General features: G+C 55.4%; 14 protein-coding genes and 2 pseudogenes. 14 read left to right on the top strand and 2 right to left on the bottom strand.

Annotation, left to right across the window (positions count from 1 at the left end):
* Positions 1–137: 137 nt before the first annotated feature.
* The 5 genes and pseudogenes from C2L66_RS39285 to C2L66_RS39300 all read left to right on the top strand — a co-directional run bounded on the left by C2L66_RS39285 (position 138) and on the right by C2L66_RS39300 (position 4,438).
* Positions 138–887, top strand: a complete 750-nt coding sequence (locus tag C2L66_RS39285; protein ID WP_060610989.1) for an electron transfer flavoprotein subunit beta/FixA family protein — start codon at positions 138–140, stop codon at positions 885–887.
* A gap of 21 nt (positions 888–908) precedes the next feature.
* Positions 909–1,841, top strand: a complete 933-nt coding sequence (locus C2L66_RS39290) for an electron transfer flavoprotein subunit alpha/FixB family protein (RefSeq protein ID WP_060610991.1) — start codon at positions 909–911, stop codon at positions 1,839–1,841.
* A 167-nt stretch (positions 1,842–2,008) separates the two neighbouring features.
* Positions 2,009–2,890, top strand: a pseudogene (locus C2L66_RS39295) (thiolase family protein).
* Positions 2,890–3,297 (top strand): thiolase family protein, encoded by a 408-nt coding sequence (locus tag C2L66_RS42075; RefSeq protein ID WP_233445150.1) that lies wholly within the window; start codon positions 2,890–2,892, stop codon positions 3,295–3,297. Before C2L66_RS39295 ends, C2L66_RS42075 begins: the two are co-directional and overlap by 1 nt.
* Before the next feature lie 235 nt (positions 3,298–3,532).
* Entirely contained in the window at positions 3,533–4,438 is a 906-nt protein-coding gene (locus tag C2L66_RS39300) for a LysR family transcriptional regulator (RefSeq protein WP_063803430.1), read from the top strand.
* A 464-nt stretch (positions 4,439–4,902) separates the two neighbouring features.
* On the opposite strand, the pseudogene tnpC reads toward C2L66_RS39300, so the two are convergent.
* Positions 4,903–5,774 (bottom strand): annotated as a pseudogene (tnpC, locus tag C2L66_RS39305) (IS66 family transposase); the annotation flags it as partial.
* Positions 5,753–5,944, bottom strand: a complete 192-nt coding sequence (locus tag C2L66_RS39310; RefSeq protein WP_082670590.1) for a hypothetical protein — start codon at positions 5,942–5,944, stop codon at positions 5,753–5,755. The gene C2L66_RS39310 and the pseudogene tnpC, both read right to left, overlap by 22 nt.
* A 958-nt stretch (positions 5,945–6,902) precedes the next feature.
* Between C2L66_RS39310 and C2L66_RS39320 the strand changes: the two genes are divergently transcribed.
* The 9 genes from C2L66_RS39320 to C2L66_RS39360 all read left to right on the top strand — a co-directional run bounded on the left by C2L66_RS39320 (position 6,903) and on the right by C2L66_RS39360 (position 17,216).
* Positions 6,903–8,093, top strand: a complete 1,191-nt coding sequence (locus tag C2L66_RS39320) for a 2-methylaconitate cis-trans isomerase PrpF family protein (RefSeq protein ID WP_233445145.1) — start codon at positions 6,903–6,905, stop codon at positions 8,091–8,093.
* Between the two features lie 186 nt (positions 8,094–8,279).
* On the top strand, positions 8,280–9,638 hold the full coding sequence (locus tag C2L66_RS39325) for an MFS transporter (RefSeq protein WP_060611338.1): 1,359 nt from the start codon (positions 8,280–8,282) through the stop codon (positions 9,636–9,638).
* A gap of 195 nt (positions 9,639–9,833) precedes the next feature.
* The gene (locus C2L66_RS39330) at positions 9,834–10,616 is read left to right on the top strand and encodes an SDR family NAD(P)-dependent oxidoreductase (RefSeq protein WP_158512206.1); all 783 of its coding nucleotides are present in this window, start codon (positions 9,834–9,836) and stop codon (positions 10,614–10,616) included.
* Positions 10,617–10,622: 6 nt separating this feature from the next.
* On the top strand, positions 10,623–11,054 hold the full coding sequence (locus C2L66_RS42480; protein ID WP_082670591.1) for an acyl-CoA dehydrogenase family protein: 432 nt from the start codon (positions 10,623–10,625) through the stop codon (positions 11,052–11,054).
* A 40-nt stretch (positions 11,055–11,094) separates the two neighbouring features.
* Complete coding sequence (locus C2L66_RS39340; RefSeq protein WP_060611002.1) at positions 11,095–11,526, top strand: acyl-CoA dehydrogenase family protein; 432 nt, start codon at positions 11,095–11,097, stop codon at positions 11,524–11,526.
* A 271-nt stretch (positions 11,527–11,797) separates the two neighbouring features.
* Complete coding sequence (locus C2L66_RS39345; RefSeq protein ID WP_060611003.1) at positions 11,798–13,144, top strand: MmgE/PrpD family protein; 1,347 nt, start codon at positions 11,798–11,800, stop codon at positions 13,142–13,144.
* A 39-nt stretch (positions 13,145–13,183) separates the two neighbouring features.
* Positions 13,184–14,050, top strand: a complete 867-nt coding sequence (locus tag C2L66_RS39350; RefSeq protein ID WP_082670592.1) for an alpha/beta fold hydrolase — start codon at positions 13,184–13,186, stop codon at positions 14,048–14,050.
* A 2-nt stretch (positions 14,051–14,052) separates the two neighbouring features.
* Positions 14,053–14,835: an enoyl-CoA hydratase/isomerase family protein gene (locus C2L66_RS39355; RefSeq protein WP_060611006.1), complete on the top strand. Its 783-nt coding sequence runs from the start codon at positions 14,053–14,055 to the stop codon at positions 14,833–14,835.
* A gap of 287 nt (positions 14,836–15,122) precedes the next feature.
* Positions 15,123–17,216 (top strand): CaiB/BaiF CoA-transferase family protein, encoded by a 2,094-nt coding sequence (locus C2L66_RS39360; RefSeq protein ID WP_082670593.1) that lies wholly within the window; start codon positions 15,123–15,125, stop codon positions 17,214–17,216.
* Positions 17,217–17,244: the final 28 nt, after the last annotated feature.

Raw genomic sequence — 17,244 nt, forward strand, 5'->3', positions numbered from 1 at the left:
ACGCCAAATCATAGCCGATCTCGCGTCGTCTTCCGGTTCGGACTTTTCGATCTGCGACCTCAGCTACCTCTTTTCGAGGGGCTAACTGCGTTCCTACGCATTTGGTCTAATAACAGTCAGTCGTCTGAGGTGATCCAGTGAAGGTACTTGTAGCAGTGAAGCGCGTTGTGGACTACAACGTAAAAGTCCGTGTGAAGTCGGACAATACGGGTGTCGATATAACCAACGTGAAGATGTCGATGAACCCGTTCGACGAGATTGCCGTGGAAGAGGCGGTACGGCTCAAGGAAGCGGGCATTGCAAAGGAAGTGATCGCCGTATCGTGCGGTGCTGCGCAGTCTCAGGAGACATTGCGTACGGCGCTGGCAATTGGTGCTGACCGGGCGATTCTGGTCGAATCCGCTGACGAATTGCAGCCACTGGCCGTAGCGAAGCTGATGAAGGCACTGGTCGACAGGGAACAGCCGTCATTGATTATTCTCGGCAAGCAGGCGATCGATGACGATTCGAATCAGACCGGCCAGATGCTCGCTGCGCTGGCTGACCTGCCGCAGGCGACTTTTGCATCGAAATTGGTCGTGGCCGACGGTAACGCGACTGTTTGCCGTGAAATCGACGGTGGTGCCGAAACCTTGTTGCTGCGGTTGCCCGCTGTCGTCACTACCGATCTGCGCCTGAACGAGCCCCGGTACGTGACGTTGCCGAGCATCATGAAGGCGAAGAAGATGCCGCTCGAAACGCTGAGGCCGCAAGACCTTGGAGTTGAGGTTGCGCCGCGCCTTAAAACGCTAAAAGTCACCGAACCGCCCAAGCGCTCCGCCGGCGTGAAGGTGCCGGACGTCAAGGCGTTGGTCGAGAAGTTGAAAGGCGAAGCAAAAGTGCTGTAACGGGAATCCGAGAGACGAAAAATGGCGAACCTTGTAATTGCAGAACATGACGGCGTGTCGATCAAGGCCGCAACGCTGAACACGATTGCAGCGGCCCGGAAGATTGGGGGGGATATTTTCGTGTTGGTGGCTGGGTATAACGCGCAAGCTGCGGCGGTCGCGGCAGCTAAGATAACTGGTGTGTTGAAAGTATTGCTGGCCGACGCGCCACAACTCGAAGCGGGCCTCGCGGAAAACGTCGAAGCGACCGTGCTTAACATTGCGAAGGACTATACGCACATACTTGCGCCGGCCACCGTTTATGGTAAAAGCATCGCCCCGCGTGTCGCCGCGAAGCTCGACGTCGCGCAAATCAGCGATATCGTCGCAGTAGATTCCGCCGACACGTTCGAGCGTCCGATCTACGCGGGTAGCGCTATCGCGACGGTTCAATCGGTCGATCCGATCAAGGTCATCACCGTGCGTTCAACTGGTTTCGAAGCGGTGTCAGACGACGGCGGAATCGCAACGATCGAGAAGATCGAAGCTGCAGTCGACAGCGGAATCTCGAAGTTCGTAAGGCGCGAAGTGACAAAGCTAGATCGTCCGGAGTTGACGTCGGCAAAGATTATCGTGTCGGGCGGCCGCGGCTTGGGCAATGCCGATAATTACGCGAAGGTCCTTGAGCCGCTGGCCGACAAGCTGAACGCGGCGCTGGGCGCTTCGCGTGCAGCAGTCGATGCGGGCTTCGTGCCGAACGACTATCAGGTCGGCCAAACCGGAAAGATCGTTGCCCCGCAACTGTATGTCGCCATCGGCATCTCCGGTGCGATCCAGCATCTGGCTGGGATGAAGGACAGCAAAATGATCGTCGCGATCAACAAGGACGAGGAAGCGCCAATTTTCAGCGTGGCGGATTACGGTCTCGTCGGCGATCTGTTTGTTGCCGTACCTGAACTCATTTCAAGCATCTAGACACCATCGTCGGCCGCGAGCTCCTCCCGTCGACCACGAAAATTGGCCGCGCTGGGCACGCATGCGTTGGGCCGCATTCGTGCACCGACCGTTAGAGACGGGCGAGTGTTCTTAACCCCGGGCTGGATAGGTCGCAACCATAATTGCATTTAACGGAGATTCATTTAGTGCAAGACGTCTACACTTGCGACGCCATCTGCACGCCCAGTGGCAGATATGGCCGTTCACTGTCCTCGATCCGCGCCGATGGCCTTGGCGCTGTGCCGTTCCGCGTGCTGGTCGAGCGGGAGAAGAAGGTAGACTGGGACGCGGTCGAAGAGGTGATCTATGGCTGTGCGAATCAAGCAGGCGAAGACAACCGCAACGTTGCGCTCATGTCGGCGTTGCTCGCGGGTCTGCCGGCCGCCACGCCTAGCAGTACGGTCCACCGCCTGTGTGGTTCCAGCGTGGACGCGATCGGCGTCGGGGTGCGCGCGATCAAGTCGGGCGAAAATAGTCTGATGATCGCGGGCGGGGTCGAAGGCATGAGCCGCGCTTCGTTCGTCATGGGCAAGGCGACGAGCGCGCTCCCACGTACTGCCGAGATCCACGATACGACGATTGGCTGGCGCTTCGTTAATCCGCTGATGAGGCAGCACTACGGCGTCGATTCAATGCCCGAGACCGCCGAGAATGTTGCCGACGACTACAGGATCAGTCGCGCCGACCAGGATGCATTCGCCTTCGCTCGCAGCAAAAGGCTGCACGTGCGCAGAAAGACGTCACTTTGACGCAGGAAATCGTCGGGGTGACAATTCCACAGAGGAAGGGCGAAGCGCTGATCGTTCATCGTTGATTGGGAGGAGCATCCGCGCGAAACGAGTCTTGAAGCGCTTTCGAAGCTCAAGGGCGTCGTGCGTCAAGATGGCTCAGTGCCGGCCGGCAACTCGTCGGGCGTGCACGATGGAGCGGTAGCTATGCCGATCGCCGACGAGGAAAGCGCGAGGCGCCACGGGCTAACGGCGCGCGCATCCTCGGGCTGGCAACAGCAGGCGTGCCGCCGCGAGTGATGGGCGTGGGCCCGGGGCCGGCATCGGAGACGCTTCTCGCGCGCCCCGGCATGAGCATAGATCAGATGGATGTGATCGAACTGAATGAAGCGTTTGCGGCGCAGGGTTTGGCCACGCTGCGTATGCTCGGTGTCGCTGATGATGATCCTCGTGTGAACCCAAATGGAGGTGCGATGGCGCTCGGCCATCCGCTCGGCGCTTCCGGCGCGCGGCTTGTCACGACCGCCAGCTACCAGCTGCAGCACACTGGCGGTCGGTTCGCCTTGTGCTATATGCGACTGCGTCGGTTAAGGCGTCTCGAAAATTCTCGAGCGCATTTGATCATATTTACCACTCCATCCGTGCAAACTCGCACGACCGGCTATGCTGCGACCCGTGCTGCTACCGCACCTAGCCGGCAGCTGTGACTTGCCGCGCCAGTTGCCAGCAGCACGCAAAACACTGTTGAATTCGCTGGAGGTTTGGTTGCGTATTCGAACAGCTTGCGTCAGCTATCGGTTCTCGTGCTGCCTTTGTCCGCATTGCGCGCAAGCACTTGAGATGCGATACGCAATGCATTCTTGATACGAGTGAGATTGCGGATTTCCTTTCGTCCGTCTTTGCGGTAGTGTGTTCACTTGTACCTTCATAAGAATAAGCGACGTGCGTACAGATCATTTAAGTATCCGACTCTTCGTGGCGGTGGTGGAAGAATCGAGCATTAGTCGTGCGGCTGAAAGGGAGCACATCGCACTGTCTGCAGCAAGCCGGCGGATCAGCGAGCTAGAGGATACGCTAGGAGCGAAGCTCCTGTATCGAACCACTGGCGGGGTTTATCCGACGCCGGCGGGCCAGGCGGTCTTGCGCCGCGCACGAAACATCCTGCGAGAAATGCAGGAGATGGAAACGGAGGTCAGTACCTACGGAGACGGCCATCGGGGGCTGGTTCGAATCGCGGCGAACATCTCCTCCTTAATGCAATTTCTCCCTGAACGCGTCGCTACGTTCAAAGCACGATTTCCCTTCGTGGAAGTTAATATCAAAGAAACCACCAGCGCAGAGGCTGTTAAAGCGGTTCATGATGGGCAGGTCGACGTAGCGTTAGCGTCCTCGTCAACTGGTGCAGAAGGGTTAGCCAAGTTCTCCTGTTGGGACGACGAGCTAGTTTTGGTTGTGCCTGCCGGTCACACCCTCGCGGAGTCCGAAGGCGTTACTTGCTTACAAGCATTAGAATACGAGTTCGTAACACTCCAATACGGCGGATCCATCGAGAGTCAGATCCGAAAATTCGCCCAGGAGGCTGGAAAGAGTCTTATCGCCGCAGTGACAGTAAGTAGCTTTGACCCAATGGCGCGGATGGTCAGCGCTGGAGTAGGAGTGGGTGTGATGCCGAAGGGCGTGGCAATCCAACTTCAGCAAATATTGAACTTCACCTATGTCCCTCTGCTCGAAAGCTGGAGCAGCCGACAACTGCAGATGTTTTCGAAGCCCTCTGACGAACTTACAGCGACCGCCTCATTGTTTGTAGCTTTGTTGAAAGAAAGGGGGCTAGCGAATGACGGCTGCTAAGCTGCGTATCCTCGGCCACGGTGCGACACCAGCCCGTCGTGGACGGGACAAGAATCCCTGAATACGTCGCGCTACTTCAGTCATGTCTCGAGCGGCATTCGGCAACGTGCCCTCGCTCGGTGGGCGCCGGCAGCCTCGCGAAGGCGTTGGCCACCTTTGCCTCGCGTCTCCCTACCCAGCGGGCTCGCAGCAACAAATGTGAACGTGGGTCGGGTAATCACGCGCCTGCCTCAACGGCCACGTTAGATCTGGGAACATCGCGACGGCCGCGATCCGTAGCCGAACTAGGGTTTCAGGCAGACAATAGTCGAATGTCGTTAGCACCGGACGCAACCATAGAATCCCGCCCTCACTTCCGCCGCTCTTTTATCGTACATGCACCAGTAGAGGAGGCATTCCCTTTCAGCATCCGCGAAAGCGGCTTAAGCAACCGGTGGAGGCACCTTGTCCAGCCCATGCGCAAGCTAAAGTGCGCTAGCGTAGGGTTTCCAAAGATGAGGGAGCAGCACATCAATGTCAGCGGCACGATGTGTTGGCAAGCGGGTGAGCACGTCCTTCAGATAGGCGTAGGGATCGTGCCCGTTCAGTTGGGCTGAGCGCAGCAGGCTCATGATGGCAGCGGCACATTCGCCGGCACGAAGAGAGCCCGCGGACAACCAGTTTTTTCCTCCTGTCGCCTCGGGCCTGATTTGATTTTCAACCCAGTTGTTGCACATCAGAACGTGCTCATCGTCGAGGTAGCGTGCGAGCGCCTCCCAGCGATTGAGGCTGTAGTCGAGTACCTTTGCGATCGCTGAGCCCTCTGAACAGCCGTCGCTGCGCGTTCATCCATTAATGCAAGCCGTCCATGACCAGTCGCGAACGAAGTCCTCGAAGCGCGCCGCGCATCGGGATCCCGTGCGGCTGCCTCATCTTCGATCGCATACAGCGTAGCAAAGTACAGGGCTTGCCCGTCGATTTCGCTCTGATGGTTGGCATGTAGATCGAAGAACTTGCGTCGGGCATGCGCCGCACGAGCGATTTCGGTTACGCGTTGCGGGAATCCTGCCTTGTATCCCTTGAAGTCGTCACATACGAGCTTGCCTTGTCAGTCGCCAAGGAATGTACGGGCATGCTCGCCCGCGCGACTGTCAGTGAACTCGCATACGACCGCCCTGGGTGGCGAGTATTGTGTCGTGGCCTAGGTCTACAGATACGCGCGATGTGTCGTGCCCTTGCAGGGACTGACCTTCTGCACGGGTGTCTCATCGGCATGCAGTACGCCCTGACGCAGGATCTGTTCGCGCAGGGCGTCAAGCAGCAGCGGCTGTAGCTTCACACCACATACGCCAACCCACCTTCATGCGTGTTGAACTCTTGCTGGCAAACAGGTAGGCGTGATGCGGGCGCCGAACCAAATACCTTCACGCGAGCCAGAATCGCATCCGTTCCTGCGCGCATTTTCAGCGGTTCGGTCGCCAGCCATTTCGCCCCGATCCGGATCACCGCAACCACCCCTGCAGCCATCTCGCGCACTCGCCTGCGTCCGAAGCAGGCCAGCGAAGCGTGACCGAGGTGGCGCCGCACCTAAGGTCGGTCACAATATCGGGTGACTCGCCTTTCGGTCTCGGCGAACACAGTTGCAGCGGCACAAACTCAGCTGATGGTAACGCCAGTGCCTCGCGCGCTTCGGCCACAGAATCCAGCTTCTCACGTGCATTTACCCACGGGCGCAACAGATTAGCGTTCAACCGGTAGTGCGATGCTACCGCTGCAATTGGAGACACTCCGCTGCATACGGGCCTTGATAGCGTGAGCCTTGAATTCGGCACTGTGTCGACGGCGCCGCGTCGATTGAACCGCCACGTACTCTTCCATGGTGTAAGCGTGTCCATTTGGCTGCTTGATGGACGCGATCGTCGCTGGCGTTACACAGTCAATTCAAGGTAGGTTGCTGGGTGCTTACAAACTGGCCGGCTGCTGGGTCGATTCACCTTGTGGACCATCCGCCTAACCGCGCACATGATGCTGAACGATGCGGTGGCATTGACATCAGTACTGCGCCTCTCGACGCCATTACTGCCAATGCCAGAGTGTGCTGGGGTTGTATCGTCGTATCCACGACCATAGCAGTGATTTCAGCGGCCCGACGTGACGTCAAAGCGCCTCTGGTGAAATTGGGAAAAACTGCGCGCCTCGACCATTAAAACGACCCGGTCGGCGCCGCTCCGTTTCCGCTACCGAAATTGGGGTGTGACCAACAGCTGGCGGGGGCGGAATTAACCTATTTACCGTGTCGAAAAATTTTAGTCCGGAGACCGTTACAGGTGGCTCGGAGGCCCGCTGGAAAGCACTCGGCAACGGCTTCGCTTCTCGCTGCTATCGAGAGAAAGGGGGGTTGCTGAATGAGCAATGGATAAGTCGATGCAATAGTGAGAAAGTCAGGACTCCAAGGCCACAGTGCCATACCACAGGAGGAGCCGCCGTGAAAAGTTTCGACCTTGCAGAGGAGCAGATGGGAGTGCGCGTTTCGATCGTGCGGGGAGGGTCAAGCAAAGGGCTCTACTTCCTTGAGAATGATCTTCCGCCCGCTGGCGCAATGCGCGATGCAATTTTGAAAAAAGCGATGGGTACGCCCGACGTGATGCAGATTGATGGACTGGGCGGTACGCATCTCATTACGTCGAAGATTGCCATTGTCGGACCCAGTCAGCGTGATGATGCGGACGTCGACTACACATTCGCTCAGGCCGAGATCGACCGCGACGTTATCGATTACTCGGGAAATTGCGGCAATATCTCCGCAGGAGTTGGACCATTTGCGATCGATGCTGGATTGGTAAGGCCAATGGAGCCCACGACCGTTGTTAGGATTCACAACACGAACACGGGCAAGATCGTTGTAGCTCACGTTCCCGTGAAAAGTGGCCGCGCCCGGGTCGTTGGTAGTTTGGCGATCGCCGGTGTTCCGGGAACGGGAGCAGAAGTCTTCATGGACTATAGCGGTAGCATCGGTGCGAAAACAGGGAAAGCCTTGCCGACAGGGGCGGCAAACGAGGCGATTAACCTGGAGGATGGTCGAAGCCTACAGGTCTCGATTGTCGACGTCGCCAATACGTGCGTTTTTGTCAGGGCTGAAGATCTCGGATTGCGAGGCGACGAGCTGCCCGACGAATTCAACACGGACGTTCAGCTTGTTTCTCTGATGAGAGAGATCCGGGGAAAGGCCGCAGTTCGACTAGGATTCACGAGCGAGTGGAAGAATGTGGATCAGCAATCCCCTTTCCTCCCATTTGTTGTCTTCGTCGCCCCCTCAGCAAATTATGTGACGTACTCTGGGCAGAAAACAAAAGATGAGGATTGTGATTTTCTGGCACGGCTGATCTTTATGAACCGTATGCATGAGGCAATGGCCGGTACTGGTTCGATGTGCATTGCCTCGGCGTCCCGAATTGAAGGCTCGGTTGTCCATGCGGTCACGCAAGCTGATGCGCGAAACAGGTCTACGCTGCGTATCGGTCATCCGAATGGCGTGATGAATGTCCACGTTGAGGCCAAACCGTCCAATAGTCATCCTGAGGGCGTCGTTTTTGAGAGACTTGGGTTTCCTCGCACGGCACGTAAGATCATGGACGGTACGGTTTATATTCCGTTAGAGACAATTCAGAACGTCTGACGCGCAAAAAAACCCGCGGCGGGGGGTGTCATCCCCGCGATGCAAGAGCGCCTGCAAGTTCATATTTGTACTCGACGCGCTGGCGAAATCGAATCCAGAGAATGGAGGCGATCAGCAGACGCGACAGGGCTCCGAATGAAGGCGTTCGGGGCTCTAAAAATAAACATGCGGAAGACGGAGGAGATAGTGCGTCCAATTAACATCCAGTCGTTGGTAAATGCCGCGAAACTTAATAGATTCCATTATCGGATGCTGTTGGTTTGCGCGCTGATCATCGTCTTTGACGGGTATGACCTGACAGTTACCGGCATCGCGCTGCCATGGATAATGAAGGACATGGCTTTAGGGGCAGTGCACGCGGGCATACTGGTGAGTTTCGCTTTGATCGGGATGGTGCTTGGGAATATTCTTCTTGGAACCGCTGCCGATAGATTTGGTCGTCGCCGAACGATTGCGTTGTGCATTTTTCTGTGTAGCTTTTTCACCGCAGCGGCTGGGCTTGTCAATGACCCAACGCAATTTGCAATCTGCCGCTTTCTGGCAGGCCTGGGGCTTGGCGGAGCGATGCCGAACGTTGTTTCGCTTATGACAGAGTTTGCGCCACGGCGGATGAAAGGAACATTGGTAACGCTTATATTCAGCGGGTTTTCTATCGGCGGTGTCATTGCAGCGGCACTAGGAAAGGGGTGGATCGAAATCTACGGCTGGAAATCAGTTTTCCTTGCGGCCGTCGCTCCAGTGTTCCTGATTCCATTTATTTGGAAATCGACCCCAGAATCGGTCCCGTTTTTACTTAGACATCGCCGGTTCGACGAGTTGAAAATCTTGGCGGGAAACCTCGAACCTACCTACAGTCCGACCGCGGACGACCATTTTGTCGGCCCGGCGAGTACAGTTGATTCGTCAAAGCCGATTCGACAGTTATTCACGCGCGAACGTGCGCTTAGCACCTTGATGCTTTGGATTGCCTGTTTCATATGCCTTTTTATTGTGTATGGGCTAAGTTCCTGGTTGAGCAAGCTCATGGTGAGCGCCGGCTATACCAGTGCCTCGGCTCTCACATTTCTCCTCGTGATGAACATTGGAGGCATGATCGGTGCGATCCTAGGTGGATTTTTGTCGGACCGACTCAACATCAAATACGTTCTTGTTGTTATGTTTCTCATGGCTGCGGGATCGATAGCAACACTTGGGTACGGGGCATCACCATGGATGATTTACGTGCTGGTAGCAGTAGCTGGCGCCTCGACGATCGGAACTCAGAACCTGATCAATGCATACGCCGGCCAGTATTATCCAATAGCAATCCGCACAACCGGCGTAGGCTGGATGCTCGGTATAGGGAGATTCGGCGCAATCATTTCTCCGGTCGCTATTGGGGCGCTAGTTAATCTCAACCTCTCGAGAGAGCAATACTTCATGGCTATTGGTGTTCCTGGATTAGTTGCGGCAATCGCGGTACTTCTTACAAATCGCGTAGATAATTCCATGGATTTTTCCGAAGGCAACGAGACGCCTGCACAGCAGCTCGGCGCACACACGTGAAACGTCGACATTTAGCGTGATTTGCCCGGCGCCAATGCGCTCACTACAGACGAGTACGATGACCTTCTATGCAAAGGTAGCAATTTACGATTTTCAGATAACGGCTTCACGGAAAAGACAGCGGACTGAAAAATAGGTCGAGCTACGAATTACTGTATATAGGTCGATCATTTGCTAATGTATCAGGAGAATCTAATGGATTTTTTGATGAAGGGACGGACAGCGATTATAACGGGAGGCGTACAAGGTATTGGATTCGAGGCCGCCAAAGAACTCGCAAATGAAGGTGTAAATCTGATCCTGGCTGATCGAAACGAGGAGGCAGGAGAGCGAGCGTTGCGCGCATTGTCGGCTCTCACTTCAGTGATATTTGTGCCGACAGACCTTACAAAGCAAGAGTCCATTGATACACTCGTAACGATCGCGACAAAGCGTTTCAAGGAGATTCACTATTTCGTGAATTCCGCAGCGATACTGGATGACAAGAGTTTTGAAGACTCATCTTTCGATGATTGGCAGCGGATGCTGGACGTATGCCTTCTCGGCCCGATGCGTTGTCTTCATGCGATCCTTCCGTTGATGAAAAGCCAGAGCTACGGCCGGATCGTGTGTTTCTCTTCGGACTCGGCGCGTGTAGGCCAAGCGAAGCTCGCCTATTATGCCGCCGCAAAAGCCGGCGTCACTGCACTTGTAAAGTCAATTGCACAAGAAGTGGGACCTCATGGGATCACCGCGAACATCGTTTCTCCGGGTGCGACAAACACACCAATGCGAATGGAACGTGAAGCATCACTGCGCGAACAGATGGGGCCGGAAAAATATGCCAAGCGCTTGCTTACAGTACAGAAGATGTACCCGCTTCGCCGGATTGGTGAGCCGAGCGATATCGCTGGGATGGTCACATTTCTCCTGAGCGATCGGGCGTCGTGGATTACTGGTCAAGTTATCAGCATCAATGGTGGTTTTACGATGGTGTGAGCGGCGATGAATTTCGAACTTTCCTCTACGCAAAGAGAGCTACAGCGTGCGGCTAGTCACCTCACCGAAGGAGTGCTCATTCCGATGTTTCGTCGGCGCGACGAAACTTGGCCGTTGCCGAAAGCGGCCATGCAACGGATTTTTCGCGCGCTGGCTGAGTATGCAATCACCGCCGCTCGCTTACCCGACGCAGCGGGAGGAAGCGGACTTTCGATGCTCGACTACGGCTTGGTTTTCGAGCAATTGCCAGCAGTAGTGACGCTCGCGCTTCTAGCGCTTGAAGGAACGATAAATCGGCTGCTTTCGGGTGGAATTCACCGATCGCGTCCCGGACTTCTTGAAGCATCGATTAGCGGGAGATTATTGCTTGCACGGCATCGTCTGAGCCGACTTCCGGATCTGCCCCCGAGAAATCCGCCTCCGTGTGTACCTTGCTGACCAGTCGGAAACTGTCTTTCTAAGCGAGACAAAACAATGGATGACAAACGGCACAATTGCCGACGTCGCCTTGGTGACGTGCAAGGCAGAGTCGAACGGCGAACTCTACCGATACGTCGTAGAAAGTTCAGTGTCAGATTTTATGGTGACTGACTTTGCGTGTATCGGAACACAGCAAGGCCACCTTGCGGAATTGACGTTTGATCGAGTCTCGGCTCCGCGAGCAATCGCGCTTATGGAGGGCGGAAGCACGATGAGGATCCTTACGCAAACATGGGCTGGCAATCGACCTTTGCTCGGTCTTCTGGCGCTGAGACAAGCCGTCGATCCAAAAAGCTATGCGATGACGCACCTTGGTGAGCGCGATTTGTTCGGCTCGGCTCTCACCAAGAGGCAGTTAGTACAGCAAACACTTTCAAACATCGAGGCGTATCCAGTCAGCATGACCAATCTGTCTCAACGTATTAGATGAGCTAGATCGAGGAGTTGTCAGTCCAGGTAGCTCGGCAATAGCTAAACGAGAAGCTGTCGCAGCGTAGGTAAATTCCGCGTGCGCAGCCACGCGACTATGAGGCGCGATGGGACTGACTCGGGAGACTGGAATCGAGCGCGTCGTTAGAGGCGTCCAGATGCTCAGTGTTCGGATGGAACGTTCGAGCTCCTGACACTGGTACCGGGACGCGACCTAACTGGACAAAGCGGTCTTTGAGTTAACATCGATCGCCAAACGAGTATTCGAAATTATGATCACGACACAGTTGGCTGAATACGCTGTTGCGCAGATGGCAGAGGAGCTGCCTCCGGAGATTGCAAACGCGGCCAAGCGAGCCCTGATCGATTGGTTTGCCGCTCTTTTCCCCGGGACGAAAGTCGATCCAGCGCTGACCCTACTTCGTTCGCACTCCCGCGAGCTGGGACGAGGCGACGCTAGCCTTCCGGGGCTTCGTTCAACAGCGTTCGGTGGAACCGCCGCGTGGATTAACGGCAGCGCGTCCCACGCTGTCGAGTTCGATGATATTTTTCGCGATGCCATCTATCACCCGGGCTGTCCGACGATCGCTGCCGCGCTCGCGGTAGCAGAAGAACGGAGCGTTTCAGGCGAGAAACTGCTTAGGGCGATCACGGCGGGATATGAAGTGTCGACCCGGATTGGAGTCGCTGTACAGCCTTCCCACTACAAATTCTTTCATACAACTGGAACCGTGGGATGCTTCGGCGCAGCGATCGCTTCATCTACGCTTTGTTCTCAGGACCAGCTGGCTGTAGCGCATGCGCTGGCGACCTCCGCGACTTTTGCAGCGGGGTTGCAACAGGCTTTTAGATCCGATGCCATGACCAAGGCTCTGCACGCTGGCCACGCAGCGTGGGTAGGGGTCGTCGCGGCTCAAGGTGCTGCAAGCGGTCTGACGGGCGCGCTCGACATTCTGGAAGGCCCAGCGGGATTCGGCGCCGCCATGGCGCAAAATGCGAACTGGTCCAACGTCGTCTCGGGTTTAGGTGAGAGATTCAACATCGCGAGCGTAACAGTGAAGAACCATGGTTGTTGCGGACACACGTTCGCACCAATCGACGCCTTACTAGCCTTACGAAAATCGCACTGCTTCACCATCGATCAAATTGAATCCATAGATCTCCGCACCTATCAGGTAGCAATCGATGTAGCAGGGAATCCTGACCCCAAGTCCGCCTTCGAGTGCAAGTTCAGTATTCCCTTTGTCGTCGCACAGGCTGCCAAATTCGGAGCGGTTCGGCTCGCAGCGTTCGAACATGATCGAATTAATGACCGGGACGTTAGGTCGCTCATGAAGAGAGTGGCTGTCGTTGCGGATCCTGAATTGACAAGTTCCTTCCCGAATGCCCGAGCGGCAAAAATAGAGGTCAGGCTTAAGGATGGTCAGTGTCTCCGGCATTTTCAGCCATATAGGGTCGGCGACCCTGAGCAGCCGCTGAGCGATTCACAGCTCAGCGATAAATTTATCGAACTCGCGTCTCCTGTAATCGGTGGCCTACCAGCCGAACGATTGCTTGCGCGACTCTGGAGCCTTGAGTCCTGCAGTGATCTTCGTGAACTGGGTCTATCGACGATCTAGCGAGAAATCCAAGGTTCGTCGAACACATAAGTGATTGTTATGCACACAACGGATGCAATCAGAGCAGAAATCAAATCAATGGAATCACTGGCTTCATATTTTGGAAATGGCGGCACAGTCGCTGGCCTTTCCTATCGTTCAGTGGGCAAAGGACCCGCGGTAGTCCTCCTTCATGGAGGGAGTGGATCCAGAACCCATTGGATCCGAAATGTAGGGGCTTTGGCTCAGCGTTTTGAAGTATTTACCCTTGATCTCCCAGGTTTCGGTGACTCCGCATGCCCCAACAAGCAGATTGATGTTGACGGATACCTTTCGTGGGTTTGCGAGTCTCTGAATATTTTGCTCAGAGAGGTCGCGACTTTCCACCTGATCGGATTCAGTTTCGGTGGCGCTGTCGCCGCCGCCATCGCTTCTGGTCGTGGTGGGAATCTTTCGAAGGTAAAACGGCTGAGTCTCTTAAGTCCCGCAGGCTTTGGTCAGCCGGTAGGAAGGGACACCGCCCTTGAGAAAGTAGGTAAGAGGCCGGACTGGTCAGAGCGAGAGATCCGAGAAGCAACAGCGAGGAACCTCGGACGTTGGATGCTTTTTGAGCAACAACGAAGTGATGACCAGAGCGTAGACATTCATCTCTGTAACGTTGAAAAAGCGCGGTTCGATAGCCGGAAGATAAGTCACCAAGACTCGCTCGCTAGGGACCTTCTCGATATCAAAGTACCCGTTCAGGTGGTCTTGGGCGAAGAGGACGCTTTGATATTCCCAACGTTGAACGAACGTATTAGAGCGTTCTACCAAGTCAGTCCGCAAGTCGAGCTTTCAACAGTCAGCGGCGCCGGCCACTGGGTACAGTACGAGGCCAGCACTGCAGTGAACGAGTTGCTTATCAAATTTCATTTCTCTGGAGAATAGTGATGGCCTACGAAACGATACGGACTGTAGTAAAAGGCGCGGCATATGTAGTACAACTGAATCGCCCAGAAAAAAGAAATGCGGTCAGCGAGCTGATGATGGACGAGATCATGTCGGCCTGTAACGAGGCCGCGGATAAGCCGAATGTTGCAGCAATCGTATTGACCGGTGGCAACGAGTATTTCTCGGCGGGTGCGGATCTAAACGAAGCGTTTGAAGTCAAGACGGCAACCGACGGTCGACGCTATTTTGGGCATTGGCATCGCCTCAATGACGCACTTGAGCAGTCTGCAAAGCCAGTCATCGCCGCAATCGAAGGATTTTGCATGACCGGTGGACTGGAACTGGCGCTGGCCGCTGATATCAGGATCGGGGCAGACGGATCAACATACGCAATTACAAGCTCGCGAATAGGTACTGTAGCGGGGGCTGGGGGAACGCAGCGGTTGCCACGCGTGGTAGGCGTCGCGTACGCATTGGAGATGCTGTTCGCGGCAGAGCCTGTTGATGTCGACGAAGCCTACCGCATTGGCCTTATCAATAAACGGACGCCCGCAGGTGGCGCACTTCCGGCCGCCATTTCGTTGGCGGAGCACTACGCGACTCGCGCGCCCTTGGCTCTTGCTTATGTTAAGCGCGCAGTGCACCGGGGTGTGCAGATGGACCTTGCCTCCGCAGTCGAATTTGAAACAATGCTCGTCACCACTGTCTACGGCACAAAAGACAAGGAAGAAGGTATCGCTGCGTTTCTCAATAAGCGACAGCCGAATTTCGGGGGTGTGTAAAGCCGCGATCAACCGTCACAACGGGAGTGGTCGCGATCTTCCATGGGATTGGGATGCTTACTGAACATGGTGAGAATAGCCCCTGACGCTAGACAGATATTTGAGTAACGCGGACCGGTGGGCAAGGTTACAAGCTCTCGTGTCGATACTTGAAAAGTATTCTGTACATCTTGCCTTCTGGCTTTCGTGCGGTTTAGTAGGTCTCGTTGCAAAAGCTGTATGAAGAGATAGAGTGGCCTGGTCGATATCGAATAAGAATACGTTCTTAAGTACTATCGGGAGTACATATGAAAAAGACAGACACGCACAATTATACGAATACCGAATTAAGAGCACGAATCGATGGGCGTGACGCGCGCCGACCGTACTCAGCGGTACGGGTTATCGAAATCGGTTCGCGTCTTGCCGTCGGTGCGTGCGGTCGCCTACTTTCGGACCTTGGCGCTGAAGTGACGATCGTGGAGCCGAAAACTCTCGGAACCGCTCCGAAGGGCAAGTGGTTCGATCGCATCAGCGCCGTTGTTGGAAAAGAGAGCATCTGCGTTGATCGAGACGTTGCCGCCGATATTCAAGCGGTGAAGTCGCTCATTGATGATTGCCATGTCGTAATTCTATCCTCCGATCTCGACGCCGACCTGCCGGAGTGTTGGATTGAAGCTTTCAAAGGTTGTCCGATTGTGTGTGATATCACAGCCTTTGGAACCACGGGACCACTTGCGGGAAGGTTTGCTGAGGAAACGTCAGTCCAAGCGCTGACGGGGGTCGTTACCACGACAGGCTTCCCTGGGAAGCCGCCTACGCCAGTCGCGATTCCCATTCTTGAAATGTCAGCCTCGATTTACGCAGCAAGCGCGGTCGCGATCGCTCTTCGTGTTTTGGAGCAGCAGAAGCTTGGTCAAAACATTGAAGTGTCGCTTTTTGATGTGGGTGTAACCACCCTAACGACTTTCATGCCAGCCTATTACGCGGGCCGAACACCTGAACGGCTCGGGAATGGTCATAGTATGGCAGTTCCGTGGAACGCGTATCCAACGGCTGACGGTTGGGTACTGATATGTTTGACGAATGACGCTCAGTGGGGCCGTTTCTATCCGCTCGTCGGCAAAGAGCTTTCTGATAGGTCGCTTGCAAGACTTGAGGCGAGGATCCAGCGGAGGGACGAGATAGATTCTCTAATATCCGCTTGGTCAACAGGACTAACCTTGCAGGAGGTGACTGAAGCGCTGAAAGACTGCGACGTGCCGTGTGGTGGAATTGTCGCGATTGACAAGATTCACGAGGAACCGAATCTGCAGGCCAGGCGTTCGATAGCCTTTATCAAGAATCCTCTGGATGACACGCTTGTTCGGGTCGCGGGCCCGCTTATCAAGTTCGACGGCGAGGAGGGAACGCCTCAGTCCATCCCGGCACGAGATAGTGCGCGAAACAAAGCAAACGAGCGTCCGTCAGGAAGTGGTCCGGAGGCAACAGCAGGCGTCGAATCCTCCATTTCCGCTTTCAGTCCAATGATGCCATTGGCCGGACTCCGCGTTGTTGAGATCGGACAACTCACAACGGCACCATTGTCGGCACGACATCTCGCGAGTTTTGGTGCGGATGTTATCAAAATTGAGGCGCCGGGCGGCGAAAGCGCGCGCTTTTGGGCACCGATGCGCGAAGGTGTTAGCCATTTCTTCGTTGCCAGCAATGGACAAAAGAGAAGCGTCGAATTGGATCTTCGACAAGCGAAGGATCGCGAGGAGCTTGAGATCCTGCTCTCTGATGCCGATGTTCTTGTAGAAAACATGAAGCCTGGAGCTCTTTCGAAAATGGGCTTCGACAGAGATCGATTGAAGAGTATCAATCCGCGGCTCATCTATTGTGCGATCTCAGGATTCGGCGCCCAGTCCGTCTATCCAGGACGGGCCGCTGTAGATACCGTCATACAGGCAATGTCGGGGATGATGGATGCGACCCGTGTTGATGGAAAACCAGTTAAATCGGGAATTTCAGCAGCGGACATCGCCGGTGGGGAGGTCGGACTTCTATCGATTATCGCTGCACTGGCGCGGCGCGAGATTACCGGCGTGGGGTGCGCAATAGACATCTCGATGCAAGATGTAGGAGCTTGGATGACACAGACCCTGTGGAACTGTCGTCCGATCGAGGCCCATGCCGTCGAGGAACCACTCTCCGTGGCGGAGGTTTGTACCCATGCGCAAACGACCGCGCGAGAATTAATCGTTACAGCAACCGACGGTGCGGGTCGACACTGGGAGGTCTTTGGATCGCCTATGAGGCTGGAAAGGACACCCGCAAGGATCGGAACGCTGATCGGACCGCCATCAAAGGTGCCGTTGACCTGGGCGACAGATCAAGATTCGAGTCAAGTTAGCACCTAAGTGCAAACGGCTCGTTGTCCGTTTACTT

It is taken from the genome of Paraburkholderia caribensis (genome assembly GCF_002902945.1).
GTDB lineage: Bacteria > Pseudomonadota > Gammaproteobacteria > Burkholderiales > Burkholderiaceae > Paraburkholderia > Paraburkholderia caribensis.